Source organism: Paenibacillus oenotherae (assembly GCF_019443105.1).
Classification (GTDB): Bacteria; Bacillota; Bacilli; order Paenibacillales; family Paenibacillaceae; genus Paenibacillus_Z; species Paenibacillus_Z oenotherae.
The window spans coordinates 81,160-96,741 of record NZ_JAHZIJ010000001.1 but is presented as its reverse complement, the minus strand read 5'-3'; the positions used below and the strand labels follow the sequence as shown (position 1 = coordinate 96,741).

Annotated in this window: 14 protein-coding genes and 1 riboswitch; of the genes, 13 read left to right on the top strand and 1 reads right to left on the bottom strand. The window is 55.6% G+C overall.

The genetic code is table 11. The features are described from left to right. The first annotated feature begins 1 nt into the window (after position 1). The 3 genes from K0T92_RS00405 to K0T92_RS00395 all read left to right on the top strand — a co-directional run bounded on the left by K0T92_RS00405 (position 2) and on the right by K0T92_RS00395 (position 3,895). The gene (locus tag K0T92_RS00405; RefSeq protein WP_219870448.1) at positions 2–313 is read left to right on the top strand and encodes a rhodanese-like domain-containing protein; all 312 of its coding nucleotides are present in this window, start codon (positions 2–4) and stop codon (positions 311–313) included. 682 nt (positions 314–995) lie between these two features. Next, positions 996–3,215, top strand: a complete 2,220-nt coding sequence (locus K0T92_RS00400) for a heavy metal translocating P-type ATPase (protein WP_219870447.1) — start codon at positions 996–998, stop codon at positions 3,213–3,215. Further along, entirely contained in the window at positions 3,212–3,895 is a 684-nt protein-coding gene (locus K0T92_RS00395; RefSeq protein WP_246627775.1) for a sulfite exporter TauE/SafE family protein, read from the top strand. Before K0T92_RS00400 ends, K0T92_RS00395 begins: the two co-directional genes overlap by 4 nt. A gap of 30 nt (positions 3,896–3,925) precedes the next feature. Here K0T92_RS00395 and K0T92_RS00390 read toward each other — a convergent pair whose 3' ends face one another. Continuing rightward, positions 3,926–4,357, bottom strand: coding sequence for a FixH family protein (locus K0T92_RS00390; protein ID WP_219870446.1), 432 nt, complete (start codon positions 4,355–4,357; stop codon positions 3,926–3,928). Between the two features lie 179 nt (positions 4,358–4,536). Continuing rightward, positions 4,537–4,770: riboswitch (cobalamin riboswitch) on the top strand. Positions 4,771–4,971: 201 nt separating this feature from the next. Between K0T92_RS00390 and K0T92_RS00385 the strand changes: the two genes are divergently transcribed. From K0T92_RS00385 to K0T92_RS00340, 10 genes are read left to right on the top strand one after another with little or no spacing between them, the layout of a single operon-like run. Further along, a complete protein-coding gene (locus K0T92_RS00385) occupies positions 4,972–5,964 on the top strand; it encodes an ABC transporter substrate-binding protein (RefSeq protein WP_246627774.1) in 993 nt (330 codons plus the stop codon). A gap of 2 nt (positions 5,965–5,966) precedes the next feature. After that, on the top strand, positions 5,967–7,004 hold the full coding sequence (locus tag K0T92_RS00380; protein ID WP_219870444.1) for a FecCD family ABC transporter permease: 1,038 nt from the start codon (positions 5,967–5,969) through the stop codon (positions 7,002–7,004). Continuing rightward, positions 7,001–7,783, top strand: a complete 783-nt coding sequence (locus tag K0T92_RS00375; RefSeq protein WP_219870443.1) for a heme ABC transporter ATP-binding protein — start codon at positions 7,001–7,003, stop codon at positions 7,781–7,783. Before K0T92_RS00380 ends, K0T92_RS00375 begins: the two co-directional genes overlap by 4 nt. Positions 7,784–7,820: 37 nt before the next feature. Next, a complete protein-coding gene (gene cobT, locus K0T92_RS00370; RefSeq protein ID WP_219870442.1) occupies positions 7,821–8,876 on the top strand; it encodes a nicotinate-nucleotide--dimethylbenzimidazole phosphoribosyltransferase in 1,056 nt (351 codons plus the stop codon). Between the two features lie 51 nt (positions 8,877–8,927). After that, complete coding sequence (cobU, locus tag K0T92_RS00365) at positions 8,928–9,644, top strand: bifunctional adenosylcobinamide kinase/adenosylcobinamide-phosphate guanylyltransferase (RefSeq protein WP_219870441.1); 717 nt, start codon at positions 8,928–8,930, stop codon at positions 9,642–9,644. Continuing rightward, positions 9,641–10,621 (top strand): adenosylcobinamide-phosphate synthase CbiB, encoded by a 981-nt coding sequence (cbiB, locus tag K0T92_RS00360; RefSeq protein WP_219870440.1) that lies wholly within the window; start codon positions 9,641–9,643, stop codon positions 10,619–10,621. The genes cobU and cbiB overlap by 4 nt, the downstream gene beginning before the upstream one ends. Then, on the top strand, positions 10,603–11,409 hold the full coding sequence (gene cobS / locus K0T92_RS00355; protein ID WP_219870439.1) for an adenosylcobinamide-GDP ribazoletransferase: 807 nt from the start codon (positions 10,603–10,605) through the stop codon (positions 11,407–11,409). The genes cbiB and cobS overlap by 19 nt, the downstream gene beginning before the upstream one ends. A 45-nt stretch (positions 11,410–11,454) precedes the next feature. After that, positions 11,455–12,582: a threonine-phosphate decarboxylase CobD gene (cobD, locus tag K0T92_RS00350; protein WP_219870438.1), complete on the top strand. Its 1,128-nt coding sequence runs from the start codon at positions 11,455–11,457 to the stop codon at positions 12,580–12,582. A 1-nt stretch (position 12,583) separates the two neighbouring features. Continuing rightward, a complete protein-coding gene (locus K0T92_RS00345; protein WP_219870437.1) occupies positions 12,584–14,242 on the top strand; it encodes a cobyric acid synthase in 1,659 nt (552 codons plus the stop codon). Further along, a complete protein-coding gene (locus K0T92_RS00340) occupies positions 14,239–14,952 on the top strand; it encodes an adenosylcobinamide amidohydrolase (protein WP_219870436.1) in 714 nt (237 codons plus the stop codon). The genes K0T92_RS00345 and K0T92_RS00340 overlap by 4 nt, the downstream gene beginning before the upstream one ends. Positions 14,953–15,582: the final 630 nt, after the last annotated feature.

The window sequence follows — 15,582 nt, the reverse complement described above, 5'->3', positions numbered from 1 at the left end:
TATGTACGGTGAAATAACGGCCTCTGAACTGGAAACCCGGCTTCGTGAAGGGGAAAAGCTGAGCGTAATTGATGTGCGGGAGCTGGATGAATGGCAGTCCGGCCATATTGCGCAGGCGCGCCATATTCCGTTATCGCAATTCGTTGAACGAGTGGGCGAGCTTAACGGATTGGAGGAGCCCTTCTACATGGTATGCCGAAGCGGCAACCGGAGCGGCAAAGCTTGCGATTATTTGGCTACTCAAGGCTATGAGGTCGTTAATATGGTTGGCGGCATGCTGAGCTGGCCTGGTGATGTGGCAGAAGGCGATTAATTGACAGACCAACACCGCCGGGAGGCGGGCGCGGTACGGAGAAAAGAGGCAAGCGAGATGCGAGCTGGGCGAAACATGCAAAACGGCATGTATTTGCTCGTTTCTTGCCCCATGAAGGTGAAATGCCTGCCAGCGTGCAGGCATTTCACCTCAGTTTCTCCTTAACGGCCGATTCTTCCCCAAATTCATGCCTGATCGCAGGAATTTAACCATTATAGTGTCTTGTAACCGAAATTCATGCACATTCGCAGGCTTCTTACTCCGTCACGCTGCCATCTAACCACACTTGGGGAAGGGGAGAGGCAACGGGCGGGGGAAATCTTAATGGGCTAGGTAAGCTGCGAGCTCTCGGCCCGGCGATTTATTGGAGTCCCTGCTCAAGTCTCTATATACAACGAAAAGATGCTTCCAGTCCCACTTTTTAGTTTTTAGTGGTTTTGGAAGCATTTTTTTGCATCATTTAGTACTGATTCTTTCGGACAGTCTTTTTTTGCCCCACATGGAGTAGAGAATTGCGATTGAGGCATTGGGGTTCGTATCGAGCTCCGGTGCCTTTTATTATTGCGAACACCGGCAGGATTGTTTGTACAAGGAAAGTATCATGCAGGAAGCCTGTCAGCCATATAGTGAAACGAGGGCTATTAAAGACGGGCGGTAGCCCCTGCTGGCAGGAGGGATGCAGGTGGGGAATAAGCAGGATGGAGCTGAATGGCTCGATTTGCGGATACAAGGGATGAGCTGCACGGCCTGTGCCGCCAGAATAGAGAAGGTTGTCGGGAGAATGGAGGGCGTAACCGAAATATCGGTTCATTATGCGGCGAGGTCGGCTAATATTCGTTATGCGCCCCATATCGCAACGACAAAGGGGATCGTTGATGCGATCACACGGCTTGGCTTTGGAGCGGCACCTTTTGGCGGGCATGGCGGAAGCGATGACAATGAACAGGGTGCGCTGCTGGCCCGATTCCTGCTGGCGGCGCTGCTGACACTGCCGCTCCTGTGGGCAATGGCGCATCATTATTCATGGCTGCAGAATGTGCCGGTGCCGCTGCTCCTGCAGAGTCCGCTGCTGCAATTCGGGCTGGCGGCGATTGTGCAATTTTATATCGGAATGCCGTTTTATTTTCGGGCTTACTATGCGCTGCGCGAACGCTCCGCTAACATGGATGTGCTTGTCGCAGTAGGGACGACTGCTGCTTTCGGCTACAGCTATTATGCGATGCTGGCAGGCTTGCCGCTGTACTTTGAAACCTCTGCTGTGGTCATCTCGGCTGTGCTGCTGGGCAAGCTGCTTGAGGCGGCAGCCTCAGAGCGTGTTATGCGGGAGAGCGAGGGTTATGCCGAGCTTCAGTCCCGCGATGCTGTGGTGGTGCGAAGCGGGAGCAGGCAGCGTATTCCGCTCCAGCAGATCGAGGCCGGAGAACAGATTATTGCAGAGGTTGAGCGACTGATTCCCGTGGACGGTTATGTGGTTGAGGGCCATGCCATGGTTGACGAGTCGTTCTTGACGGGCGAAAGTATGCCGGTCATGAAGTCGGAAGGAGATGCTGTCTTCGCCGGCACGATGGTTCGCGGGGGAGCAGAGCTGCTTGTTCGCGTGAAAGCCACTCAAGGCGACACGCTGCTGGGCCGCATTGCTGCTCTGACCCGGCAAGCCCAGGCGACCAAATCGACGATTGGAAGAAAGGTTGACCGGCTTGCCGCCATTTTCGTTCCCGTTATGATTGTGCTGTCATTGGTTACGATGCTTCTCTGGCTGCTGGTGCTGAAGCCCGGAGACGCAGCAACCGCAGCGGTTCATGCGCTGGCTGTACTGCTTGCGGCTTGTCCATGCGCGTTGGGGCTGGCAGCGCCGATCTCGCTTGTGCTGGCTTCCGGCAAGCTGGCTCGACGGGGCATTGTGCTTAAAGAAGCGGGAGCGTTGGAGCGGCTTGCCCAGTTGGATACGATTGTGATCGATAAGACCGGCACGCTGACGGAAGGGAAGCCGTCACTAACCGGGATGTCGGCTTCGTATGGCTCCGCTGCTTCGCTGCTTCGTGCCGCCGCCGCCGTTGAAGCAGGCTCTCAGCATCCCTATGCCGATGCTACAGCAGAGGCCGCCAGACTGGCAGGTCTCACCGTTCCCCCAGCTTCGGCGTTCCGGTCAAGTCCGGGCCTGGGGGTAGAGGCGATAGTGGAGGGAAAGCGCGTCGAGGTCGGAAGCGCCCGATACGGCGCAGGACAAGGCTGGGAGCCGGGACGGACGGAGCAGCAATTTGCCAGCAGGCAGGAAGCGGCTGGCGAGACTGTTATCTATATCGCTATCGACGGCAGATGTGTCGGTGCTATGGCTTTCGCTGATTCTTTGAAGAGATCCTCCAAGGAAGCGGTCGCGGCTCTTCAAGCCGAGGGAGTTGCTGTACTTCTGGCGACAGGGGACCATTCTTCTCCGGCAGCTTATGCGGGCAAGGCTGCAGGCATTGCCGAGGTGCATGCGTCCATGACGCCCCATCAGAAGGTGGAGCTGATTCAGCGGCTGCAGGAGGAGGGGCATGTTGTAGGGATGGCGGGAGACGGATGGAATGATGCGCCTGCTCTGGCAGCCGCAAATATTAGCTTCACGATGGGGGGCGGGACAGAGGCAGCTCTTCAGGCAGGACATTTTACATTAGTACAGGCGAGATTGACCGGTATTGTTGATGCGCTGCATATTAGCGGCTTAACCTTGCGCAATATTCGGCAGAACCTGGCCTTTGCCTTTCTCTATAATGCCGTCATTATTCCGTTCGCGGCTTTCGGAGGCTTGAAGCCATGGATGGCAGGCACTGCTATGGCGCTAAGCTCCATATCGGTTGTTGGCAACGCATTGCGACTGGGTAATCAACTGCGGCGTGCAGTGGAACGGCGGGGGGCGAGATGATGGCAGGACAGGACTGGGGACTCGTCATATTGACGGGTCTGTTCAGCGCTCCTCACTGCATCGCGATGTGCGGCGGCATTGTGTCCACGGTATCGATGCAATCCGGCATATCCTCCCGAAGAGCCGCTCTGCTCTATAATGCGGGGCGGATTGTTTCCTACAGCGTGCTTGGCGCAGCCATGGGAGCGGCAGGCTCTTTTGTAGATATTGCAGGAGATTTGGCAGGCATGCAGGGGCTGGCCTCCATTGCAGGCGGTCTGTTCGTGCTGCTCTGGCTGTGGCGGCGGTTCCAGCTGCCCTTCATGGGGGCTTGGACCGCTTTTCTGCATCGCAAGCTGAATGCGGGAGGAGGAAGCTCGGGGCGGAGGGATGCGGTTCATGTTGCTGCTGCCGGATTGTCTTTCGGATTCCTGCCATGCGGATTGACCTATGCGATGCAAATGAATGCGGCCGCCTCCGGCTCCGTATGGAAGGGGGCGGCCATAATGGCTTTGTTCGGCTTTGCGACGTTTCCGGCGCTTGCGCTTGTCGGGCTGTTTGTCGGGCGCGCTCATAAACGGTGGCGGCGGGTTATGCGGTACGCGGGAACGGCTGCGGCTGCACTCGTCGGGCTGCTTGCTATTATGAGGGGGCTGGCCGCTAACGGCATGGTGCCGAGTCTGTCGCCATGGCTGTGGTAAAGCCGTATCGCAATAGAACGGCGGGCGGTGTTACCGCTCCGCCTTCACCTTGCGGGTGAAGGTTGTGCTGCTGCCGTCCAGCTCGGCGGTCACTGTTGCCTCCCATATGCCGGTCATGATCGGGATCATCTCGCCCTCGTAGACGCCAGGCGACACTTCCTTTAAATCAAATGCAGCGTCACCGCACAGCATGCTCGGCATCGAAAGAACGACATCGAGCTTGGAGTCTACGACAGGCAGGCCGTCCTGATCCGTTAAGGTGACGGTGAACGCGTTGTTTTGCAATATTTTAGCCGGGTATGTACCCAGCTTGATTTGCGCATTCATGCCTTCGACCGTCTGTGTGACGACCGGAGGTGTTGCTTCAGCCGCTCCAGCCTGGGCACGAATGACGGCAATTACTGCCGCCGCGGCTAGAACAGCCGTCGTGCTTGCGGTAGTCAGCTTTTTTCTGCTATTCATTGATTTTCTCCTCCTGTTCTGAATCGCGATCTCGGTACTGCTGCAGCCAGGGCAACAAAAAAACCACTCTCTACAGGTATGCGGCAGAGGAGCACAAAAGACCCCGCTAATGCGGATATTTTGTATAGACAAGCAGAAAGGGGGATGATATAGTTACAGGTGCATAATTGAATAGGGTAGAAACAGGTGTCGAAATGATGATGTCCTTCCGGGACATGCTGATTTCGGCTTAATAGGGAAGACCGGTGCAATACCGGCACGGACCCGCCACTGTAAAGAGCGTCGATCAAGGGCAGCCGCCGCAAGGCTGGAGCCTGTTCTGGTTCGACAACACGGCAATCGCGCATGTCACTGAATGGACGATTCGGGAAGACGATTGCTGCTGGCTCTAAGTCAGGAGACCTGCCTGTTTCGGTAAACGCTACCTACGTGGAGTTAGGGAGGTGTTGGAGATTGGCTAAGACTTGGACTCGATTAAGGATTCGGCACGGGCCGGACCGGCGATTCTATGCGCAGCCGTTGTTCTTAGGAACTTGAAGCATTTCTGACACTTGGGTCGGAAGTGCTTTTTTTTGTGTTTCATTATTTTAGTATACTAGGAGTGGATGGTAGAGATGAAACAAATGAAATGGTTAAAAGTCAGTCTCCTAATGCTGATGGCAGCGATGTTGATTGTGACAGCAGCCTGCGGCAGCAAAGGAAATAATAAGGGGACGGGCGTGGAAGAACCGGCAACCGCGCAAGGCAATAAGGCGGATGAAGGCAACGCAGTACAGGCTGGCACCGTCTATCCGTTGAAGCTGACGGATGCTACAGGCACAGAGGTTACGTTCGAGCAGGCTCCTGCGCGGATCGTAACGCTGGTTCCAAGCGAGACAGAACTTGTATATGCGATTGGCGGGGGAGAGGCGATTGTCGGTGTTGACGATTATTCGAACTACCCTGAAGATGCGGCGACCAAGACGAAGATCGGCGGAATGGAAGCGAATATTGAAGCGATTGTCGGCCTGAAGCCTGACCTGGTGCTGGCATCCTCCACGATGAACGCTCCCGTTATTGCCAAGCTGCGTGATCTGAAGCTGAACGTCTACGCGTCAGATCCCAAGACCTATGATGCAGTCATCGAGAAAGTAAGGCAAATCGGCGTTATTATGAATCAATCGGAGAAGGCTGAAGAAGTTGCCAAGCATATGCAGGATGTGCGGACAGAGGTAACCGAGGCCGTCAAGGACGCGCCGAAGCCGAAAGTATATTTGGAATTCTCTCCTGGCTACACAGTTGGCAAGGGCGAATTTCTGGACGAGCTGCTGACGATTGCTGGCGGGACGAATGTTGCGGATCAGCCAAGCTGGTATCAGATCGATCCCGAGCAGGTCATTAAGTCGAATCCGGACGTTATTATCTATGCAACGATGACAGTGAAGGAAGGCGAAGCGAACCCTATTCTGACGGAGATCGAGAAGCGTCCGGGCTGGGATACGATTAACGCCAGAAAAAACAATCAAATGTTCGAGGTGGCGCAAGATCCGCTTGTTCGCGTAGGCCCGCGCCTTGCTGATGGTCTGCTGGAAGTTGCGAAGAAGCTGCATCCTGATCTTGTCAAATAATAATGAAACTTAAACTTTTCATGTATGGAGGAGCAGCCCTGCTCCTCCTTGCCGCATCTATCGTTATAAGTTTGTCAATCGGATCGTCGGGCTTGCCGATAAACGACGTATGGGGCATACTTGTTCACCAGCTTCCCTGGATGGACGGAGGTGCCGGCCAATGGGATGCCGGCTCGATCGCGATTGTAACGGAACTAAGGCTGTCCCGCATTCTGCTGGCCATACTGGTAGGCGCCTGCTTATCGCTCGCAGGAGCGGGCTTCCAAGGCGTGCTCCGCAATCCGCTGGCAGATCCCTTTACGTTAGGTGTCGCTTCAGGCTGCTCAGTCGGAGCGGCTTTTCTCATTCTATTCGGTTATCAGACCGTTGTCGGAATATGGTCTGTGCCCATCGTCGCTTTCTTCACCGGCATTATAGCGTTAGTAATCGTCTTTGCGCTGGCTCGCGCCCGAGGCGTCATGAATATTGAGACCTTGATTCTATCCGGTGTCATCGTCCAGGCTTTTCTCGGCGCTTTCGTAACCTTCATGGTGTCGCTGTCACAGGGCGTTGTGAATGAAATTATGTTCTGGCTGCTGGGCAGCTTGAGTGCCCGCGGCTGGGAGCATTCGCAAGTGGTGCTGCCTTTCCTGATCGTTGGATTGCCCATACTGCTGCGTTACGCGCAGCCGCTCAATCTGTTTGTATTCGGGGAGAGGCATGCGGCGCATATGGGGATTAATGTGGAACGAACGAAGCTGATTGTACTCATAACATCAACGCTGCTGACGGCTGCTGCTGTCTCTATCGCAGGTGTTGTCGGCTTTGTCGGCCTGGTCGTGCCGCATATGCTGCGGCTGCTTGTGGGGCCGGATTACCGCATTCTAATCCCGTTATCGGCAATTGGCGGCGGCATTTATCTGCTGTGGGCAGATACGCTTGCAAGAATGGCGCTAAGTCCCAAAGAAATATCGCTCGGCGTTGTCACTGCCCTGATCGGCGCGCCATTCTTCGCTTACCTGTTATATCGGCGCAAGGTTCAGCAGGGAGGGTCGTCATGATTGAGGTACAGCATCTGGAAAAAACGATAGGAAAAACGACGATTCTGAAGGATATCAGCTTCACTATGGAAGCGGGCCGGATGTACGGCATCATCGGGCCTAACGGGGTCGGCAAATCGACGCTTATCCGTCTGCTGTCAGGTGTGGAATCGCCAACATCGGGCGAGGTCCGGCTGGAAGGAAGGACTGCTGACTCTTACGGGCGCAAGGAGCTGGCCAAGTGGCTGGCAGTGCTGCAGCAGGGCGGGCTGGCCTCTGCCGGCTTCAATGTCAGGGAAGTTATTATGATGGGCCGATTTCCGTTCCAGAACTGGCTTGGCGAGGAGAAAAAGGATGTCGAGGCGCTGATTGACGATGCTTTGGCGGCGATGGGGCTGCTGGAGCTTCAACATCGGCGCATCGACGAGCTTAGCGGCGGCGAACGCCAGCGCGTTGCGCTAGCCAAGGTAATGGTTCAGGAGCCGCGGCTGCTGCTGCTCGATGAGCCTACCACCTATCTCGATATCGGGTATCAGGTGCAGCTGCTCGATACCGTCAAGAGCTGGCAGCGGGAGCGGAGCATGACGGTTGTCGCTGTCCTGCATGATTTGAATCTGGCTGCGCATTATTGCGATGAATTGCTTGTATTGAACGAGGGCTGTGTGGAGGCGTTCGGGCCTCCTTCCATGGTGGTCGTACCAGAGCTTATCCAGCGGGTATTCAGAGCGAGGGCGGTCGTTCTGCCGCATCCGGCTACTGGAGTGCCGCAGCTGCTGCTTCAGCCGGGCGAAACTTTCTGAGATGGCGTAGGATAAAGATAGAGAGGAAGCGAAATAAATGAGCGAAGCGGTATTGAAGTCTATTATTGCCCGGATTGAACCGTTGAATGGGGAAGCGGTGGAGGACGCGCATCAACGCTTGAACAGCCTGACGAAGCCGCCGGGCAGCCTTGGCAGGCTGGAGGAGATCGCCAGCCAGATTGCCGGAATAACAGGCGAAGTGAGCGCAGACCTGTCCAAGCGAGCGGTGGTTGTTATGGCAGGGGATCATGGAGTATGCGAAGAAGGCGTCAGCGCATTTCCGGCTGAGGTTACGCCGCAGATGGTACTTAACTTTCTGGCGGGCGGAGCGGCTGTCAATGTGCTGGCCAGAGGCGCCGGGGCGGACGTGTACTGCGTCGATATTGGCGTCAATGCCGATCTGGATGATGAGCGGCTGATCCAGCGCAAGGTGCGCAGGGGGACGGCGAATATGACACGTGAATCGGCGATGACGCGCGAAGAAGCGATTGCTGCTATTGTCGCCGGGGCGGATATCGTCAAGGAGCTGGCTGGACAAGGGTACCGCATGTTCGCAACAGGCGAGATGGGCATCGGCAACACAACGGCAAGCGCAGCCTTGTGTACAGTTCTGGCAGGCATAAGCGTCGAGGACGCTGTGGGGCTGGGAACCGGGATCAATGAGGAGCGCAGGCAGCATAAAATTGGGGTTGTGCAGCGGGCCATTGCGCGCAACGAGCCGAACAGGCTTGATCCGATTGACACGCTCTCCAAAGTGGGTGGCCTTGAGATCGCCGGACTTGTCGGCGTTATACTTGGCGCGGCGGCAGAGCGGTGCCCGGTTGTTGTGGACGGTTTTATTTCCTCGGCTGCGGCATTGGTTGCTGCCGCCTTGTCGCCGCAATCATCGGCTTATATGCTGGGCTCGCATTTGTCCCATGAGCAGGGGCACCGGAAGCTGCTGGAAGTTATCGGACTGTCGCCGGTCATTCACCTGGACATGCGGCTTGGCGAAGGAACGGGAGCGGTGCTCTGCTTCCCGATTATTGATGCGGCTCTGCGCATTATGCGCGAGATGGCGACCTTCGAAAGCGCCGGGGTATCGCGCGGCTAGGGCATATATTATAACCAGTTTCCTTGGGATCTTTGTTCGGGAGGCTCGATAATGAAAGTATTTATAACAGGCGGGGCGCGAAGCGGAAAAAGCGACTTCGCCGAGCGTTATGCCATGCGAAGCGCGGCAAGCGGAGTCTATATCGCGACCTCGCAGGCATGGGATGATGAGATGAGGGAGCGCATTGGACGGCATCAAGAAGTCCGCGCAGCTTCCGGCTTCCCTTGGCGGACGGTCGAGGAGCCCTTCGAGCTGGCAGCAGCGATCCGGCGATTGGATCAGGAAGCGGCAGCAGTGCAGGGCGGTGCTCGTCCTGCCATTGTTGTCGATTGTCTGACGCTCTGGCTTACGAACTGGCTGCTTCGTCTGGAGCCGCTGGAGGAAGCGGAGGCGGTGCCGCCTCAGGGGCAGAGTATGGAGCAGAACGCGGAACAGAACGCGGAACTGAACACAAAGCAGAGCGCCGATATGCTGCAGAGCGAGACCCCTCACAATGAAACGTCTGCCGCACAGCCCGGCCGCCTGGAATTGAAGGACGTAATCGATGATCTTATCGATGCTGTGTCGGGCTGCAGCAGCCCTTTGTTCCTCGTGACCAACGAGGTTGGGAGCGGAATCGTACCCGCTTATGCGCTTGGCCGCCGGTTTCGTGATGAAGCCGGGAGGCTGAATCGCGGTCTTGCGGCTGCTTGCGGAGAAGCTTATCTTGTCGTTGCCGGTTTTCCATTGGATTTGAAGGCTCATGCCTTCCGTTTGGAGGATGCATGATCTTCTACTCGCTTCCCGAACTGCTGCTGCTCATCTCAGCGGCAATCGTCATCGATTGGATCATAGGCGATCCGAGATGGCCGACGCATCCTGTCATCCATATCGGCAAATTAATCAGCCGCCTGGAGCTGCTGCTTCGGCCTGCAGGACAAGTGCTGGGACCTGCTCAGCTTAAGCGGCGGGGCATTGTCCTGGCACTGACCGTCACGACATGTGCCTTTGCGGCGCTTTGGGCTGTGACAGGGCTGGCACAGGCGATACACCCTTGGCTCGGATATGCGGTTACGGCGTGGTTTATATCGACAACTATAGCTGTCAAAGGGCTCAAGGATGCCGCAATGCTCGTCTATCGGCCCCTGGCAGCAGGCAATCTGGCAGAAGCAAGAACCTATACGTCCTATATTGTGAGCAGGGATACGGCGGCGATGAATGAAAGAGATGCTGCACGGGCGGCAATCGAGACTGTAGCGGAAAATATCGTCGATGCGTTCATCTCGCCCCTGCTCTTCGCATTGCTTGGCGGCGCGCCGCTTGCGATGCTGTACCGTGCCGGGAATACATTGGATTCCATGGTCGGATACCGCAATGACCGTTATCTTCATTTCGGATGGGCATCCGCACGTCTGGATGATGTGCTGAATTATATTCCAGCCAGGCTGAGCGGAGTGCTGCTTGCGGTGTCTGCACTGCTGACACCGGGCTTATCTGCTGGCAGGGCGCTGCGAGCCATAAGGCATTTTGCCCATCGCCATCCAAGTCCCAACAGCGGAATTCCGGAATCGGCTGCTGCCGGGGCAATTGGAATTGAGCTTGGAGGCATCAATGTCTATTTCGGCCAAGCAAGCGAGCGGGCCCGCTTGGGATGGCCGCTCAGGGAGCTTGAGCCGCTTGATATTATTAGGATGGTCAAGCTCTTATACCTGACCAGTCTGCTGCTGCTAACGGGGGTGCTTGCTGCATGGTTTATCGTGCGTTAATGGGACAGCTACAAGCTGTTGGCTGCGCTTTTCAACTGATGACCAGAGTGCCGGTGCCGGTGTCCATACCGTTCACGCCTCAAATATTGGCGCGCAGTGTTGTGTATTATCCGCTTGTCGGAGCTGTTATAGGCGGTATAACAGGCTGCGCAGGGTGGCTGCTCGCCGCTTATGTTCCTCCCATGCCGGCGGCTGTTCTATTGCTGGTTCTATGGATCGCATTAAGCGGAGCGCTTCATCTGGACGGACTGATGGATACGGCAGATGGTGTGCTCAGTCACCGGACACGCGAGCGGATGCTGGACATTATGAAGGATAGCCGCGTAGGAGCGATGGGTGTTATTGCAGCCCTGCTGCTGCTGCTGTTCAAATTCTCGGTTATAGCGACTTTGCTTGACGGGGGAGAATGGACAGCGGCAGCGCCTCTTGTTGCGGCTGCTTGCATGTACAGCAGGCTGTGGATTGTAATTGCTATTGGAATGTGGCCGTTCGCAAGGCCCAAGGAAGGGCTTGCGGCAATGTTCGCCGAGGTTGGATACGGGCAGCTCTTGGGCATGATCGTGCTGCATGCCGGAATCCTTGCCGCCGGCTATGCGGTGCTGGATATACCCTTGTCCTCCTTCCTGGCCATTACTGCTGTCCAGGCCGTCATCACGGTGATGACGGGCCTGCTCGTTACGATATGGCTGAGCCGCAAGCTTGGCGGACTCACGGGCGATACGTACGGCGCCTTGAATGAAATTTTGGAATCCGTTCTTTTGCTAAGCGTATTATGGCTAATGCCGTAGTGTCGAGGGCGTGGAACAATTATGCGGATAAAGGAGTGCTGCTTCATGCTGGAACGATTCGGTCACGGCGGTGATTTGTTGACAGCACAAGAGCTTTATGGCGATGTTGCCGATGATTTTATTGATTTCAGCGCGAATATGAATCCCTTCGGACCGCCGCCGTGTGTAGCCGAGCTGTTAGGGCGTTACGGGGAGATGATCCGTCATTATCCCGATCCGGCAGTGCGCGGGCTGCGCGGCAAGCTGGCGAGGCATCATGGGGTTGAGTCCTCCAATATTCTTGTAGGCAACGGTGCGGCAGAGCTGATTGACCTTGTGTGTCGGCTGCTTCGTCCCGCCCATACGATTCTTGCCCAGCCGTGTTTTGTCGAGTATGGCGATGCCGCTGAGAAGAGCGGAAGCAGCATAGCTGCAATTGTGCTGAAGGCCGATAATGAGTTTCGCTTGACGGAACAAATGGTACGCGGCAAGCTGGCTTCTCTTCGTGAGGCAGGCATAGAGGGAGGAACTACGCTCTGGTTTTTCGGTTCGCCGAACAATCCGACGGGAAAGCTTGTTGATCCAGCCATTATTCGTTTATTGCTGCATGAAGGGGAACGGGTCGTAATCGACGAGGCTTTCATGGATTTCGTTCCTGAAGGAGATACATACAGTTTGGTGAAGGAAGCTGCAGCGCATGAGCGGCTGTTTGTTATCCGTTCGATGACGAAGTTCTATGCGATTCCGGGCATTAGAGTCGGCTATATGGTTGGAACGCCGGAGCTCATCAGTGCGCTGCAGAAGCTGCAAATACCTTGGAGCGTCAATTCGCTGGCACAGGCCATTGGCGAGGCGGTGCTTGAGGAGCATGAATACAGCCGTTCCACTCTGCATTATGTTGCTGCGGAGCGGCAATGGCTGGGAGATGGACTATCCTCTATCGGACTTGAGGTGCATGAGAGCGCCGCCAATTACTTGCTTGTATCGATTCCGCCGCATTACGGCTGGACAGCGGGCTCACTGCAGCAAGCGCTAGGTTCACGGGGGATTCTGATCCGCGATGCCTCACGGTTCCAAGGGCTGGATGCTTCATACTGCCGATTGGCAGTCCGGCTGCGGGAGGATAATGTTAAATTGCTTCAAGCGCTGCGGGACCTGCTGCAGCCCAATAGCGACACAGAGGGGAAGGCTTAGAATGAACCTGACATCACCCACTATTGCCCGGACGATCATGGTGCAGGGAACGGCCTCTGACGTTGGCAAAAGTATTATAACCGCTGCTCTATGCCGCATTTTGACCGAGGAGGGCTATCGGGTGGCCCCTTTCAAATCGCAGAATATGTCGCTCAATTCCTATGTTACCTGGGACGGGAAGGAAATTGGCCGTGCACAGGGGATGCAGGCGGATGCGTGCGGTATTCTGGCGACAACGGATATGAATCCGATTCTGCTGAAGCCGAAGAAGGATATGGTTTCCCAGGTTGTTGTGCATGGCAAGCCGCTGGGTGATTTCGCTGCGCGGGTTTACCGGGAGAAGGTGCTGGCAGAAGCATCTGTCATCGTGAAGGCAGCACTTGCCAATCTGCGCTCGTCGTATGACGTTGTCGTTCTGGAAGGGGCGGGAAGCCCGGCGGAGATCAATCTGAAAAGCCGTGATATCGTCAATATGAATGCTGCCGGCTGGGCGGATGCCCCTGTTGTGCTCGTAGCGGATATTGACCGTGGCGGCATGTTCGCCTCCATTGTAGGCACGCTGGAGCTGCTGGAGCCTCATGAGCGGGATCGGGTATGCGGCTTCATCGTCAATAAATTTCGCGGTGATGTAACCCTGCTGCAGCCCGGACTGGACTGGCTGGAGGAGCGAACCGGCAAGCCGGTGCTTGGCGTTGTGCCGTATTTGCCGGATGTGGGCCTGGAGGATGAGGATTCGCTGTCGCTTGATACGGCGATTTCGGCTTCTGCCGCGACTGCTTCAGATTCCTCTGACGGAAGCGGTCATAAGGAGAAAATACTTGACATTGCAGTACTTCGGCTGCCGCATATCTCGAATTTTACCGATGTTGATCCACTGCGCTTCGAGCCCGATGTGGAGCTGCGCTTCGTCACGAATGAAGGGCAATGGGGCACCCCGGATGCTGTTATTATTCCCGGCAGCAAAAATGCAGTGGACGATCTGCTGTATCTGCACTCGAGCGGGCTTGCCAGCCGCTTGGAGCGGCATGTGCGCGATGGCGGCCATGCGGTCGGTATTTGCGGCGGCTATGAAATGATGGGGATGCGCATGCTTGATCCGCTTCATACGGAATCCAATCTTGATGTGACGGAAGGCTTTGGCTGGTTTCCGTTTCAGGTGACCTTCGCAGCGGAGAAAAGAACTGAGCGTGTAGCAGGCTCGGCGAAGCTGCCCGGGATGGCTGGTGAATATGCCGTTGATGGCTATGAGATCCACATGGGTGAGGTGCAGTGGCTGCATGATTGGAGCAGTGGCGAAGCAGAGGGCTTGGCTGTTGCGGCCAGGCGTCCTTTTCGATTGTGCAATTCACGGGTAGAGGATAGAAGCGGAGAGCAGGGGGATCAAGAGGCGCACGCAAACGCGAGTTATGAGGAAGGCTGTGTGTCGGAGGATGGACGAGTGTGGGGGACTTTCCTCCATGGCGTGCTTCATAATGACGATCTCCGGAGAGGCTGGCTGAACCGCATGCGCCGAGACCTTGGATGGTCAGAGATTCCGGTCGGTACCCGCGTGCAGGAGCGCCGGGAGCAATCCTTCCAGAGACTGGCGAAGCATGTGCGCGAGCATGTTGACATCAGGCTCCTGAAAGAGATAATGGGACTGGAGGCGGCCCAGCGATGACCCAGCCGTTCCGAAGCGGAAACGGACGGTACGAATCACTTCTGTGGCCGGGCCTGTCGGTGGAATTTGTGGATGACAGAATCGGCGTTCAATTGCACGAGCCGTTGCAGACACTGAGCAGCGCGGTGTATGGGGGCGGGTTCGGTCACGGGGACAGCTTTGTCAACTGGAAGGTTCCCGTTAGCTATTACGGCAATGATCCTGCCGATGATGTAAGGTCCATGCTGAGGGAGTGGGGTTATTCACCCTCCTCCACGATTGGTCTGCTGACAGCGGCCAAGCTGACGCATGCCTCTATCGCGGAAGCCGAGGGCGACCGCTTCAATATTGTTTGCATCGCGACATCAGGTACTGGAAATGCAGCGAGATCGGGGATGAGCCGGGAAGTATTCTCTGCGTACAAACCAGGGACGATCAATATTATGCTGTTCATTGACGGCAGCATGACGCCATCGGCTATGGTCAATGCTGTAATTACTGCGACAGAGGCGAAGACGGCAGCTCTAACGGATCTCGGAATTACCGATCCGGACAACGGGCGGGGGGCAACCGGCACAACTACAGATGCGATCATCATCGGAGCCAGTCAATCGCAGCGCTTCGGCGCGGTTCATGCGTATGCGGGAGCAGCAACGACAATCGGCAATGCCATCGGCAATATGGTTTATAGGACGGTATACGAATCGACGGCGACGCAAGGAGAGCAGTGAAGAGAAAGCAGTAGAGATAGTAGAGAGAATAGTAGAGATAGTAGAGAAAGTAGAGATAGTAGAGATAGTAGAGATAGTAGAGAACATTAGAGATCAGCAGAAACAGTAGAGATAGTAGAAAACGATAGAAATTACGAGAAATTTAAAGAAATAGCAATAAATTTCCATAAAATAGCATCTTCTTGGAAGCTGGTCAGGCTGTTGTGAAGCCGGGCGATATGACGGTGCTCAGTGATGGAAGCCTGCGTAAGTGCAGGATTTCTGACTAAAAGACGCTGTAAAACGCGGAATGCCTGCGATCATGCAGGAATTAAGAGACGAAAACGGTTGTTAGGGCCAAATACGGTGGAATACCTGCTCTTTGGCAGGCATTCGCTCTTGGACGGGCTTGGAACGAGTAGAAAGATGCACTTTGGCGTGCATTCGCTTTTTAACGGGCTCGAACGTGTGGGAGATGCATTTTTGCAGGAATGTTCGTCGTTAGGGGCGATCCACTGCAGAGGGGACTGCTCATAGACAGGTAATCAATCAGGCATCTTCTTTGGAAGATGCTTTTTATGATGTAAGTATTCTCTATTGGAAATGTGCGATTATGACGGGCAATGACTGCCGATGCGTATGCCGATGCCG

Coding starts and splice junctions, on each gene's coding strand:
- K0T92_RS00405 (WP_219870448.1), top strand. CDS start 2: ATGTACGGTGAAATAACGGCCTCTGAACTGGAAACCCGGCTTCGTGAA.
- K0T92_RS00395 (WP_246627775.1), top strand. CDS start 3,212: ATGATGGCAGGACAGGACTGGGGACTCGTCATATTGACGGGTCTGTTC.
- K0T92_RS00390 (WP_219870446.1), bottom strand. CDS start 4,357: ATGAATAGCAGAAAAAAGCTGACTACCGCAAGCACGACGGCTGTTCTA.
- K0T92_RS00385 (WP_246627774.1), top strand. CDS start 4,972: ATGAAACAAATGAAATGGTTAAAAGTCAGTCTCCTAATGCTGATGGCA.
- K0T92_RS00380 (WP_219870444.1), top strand. CDS start 5,967: ATGAAACTTAAACTTTTCATGTATGGAGGAGCAGCCCTGCTCCTCCTT.
- K0T92_RS00375 (WP_219870443.1), top strand. CDS start 7,001: ATGATTGAGGTACAGCATCTGGAAAAAACGATAGGAAAAACGACGATT.
- cobT (WP_219870442.1), top strand. CDS start 7,821: ATGAGCGAAGCGGTATTGAAGTCTATTATTGCCCGGATTGAACCGTTG.
- cobU (WP_219870441.1), top strand. CDS start 8,928: ATGAAAGTATTTATAACAGGCGGGGCGCGAAGCGGAAAAAGCGACTTC.
- cbiB (WP_219870440.1), top strand. CDS start 9,641: ATGATCTTCTACTCGCTTCCCGAACTGCTGCTGCTCATCTCAGCGGCA.
- cobS (WP_219870439.1), top strand. CDS start 10,603: ATGGTTTATCGTGCGTTAATGGGACAGCTACAAGCTGTTGGCTGCGCT.
- cobD (WP_219870438.1), top strand. CDS start 11,455: ATGCTGGAACGATTCGGTCACGGCGGTGATTTGTTGACAGCACAAGAG.
- K0T92_RS00345 (WP_219870437.1), top strand. CDS start 12,584: ATGAACCTGACATCACCCACTATTGCCCGGACGATCATGGTGCAGGGA.
- K0T92_RS00340 (WP_219870436.1), top strand. CDS start 14,239: ATGACCCAGCCGTTCCGAAGCGGAAACGGACGGTACGAATCACTTCTG.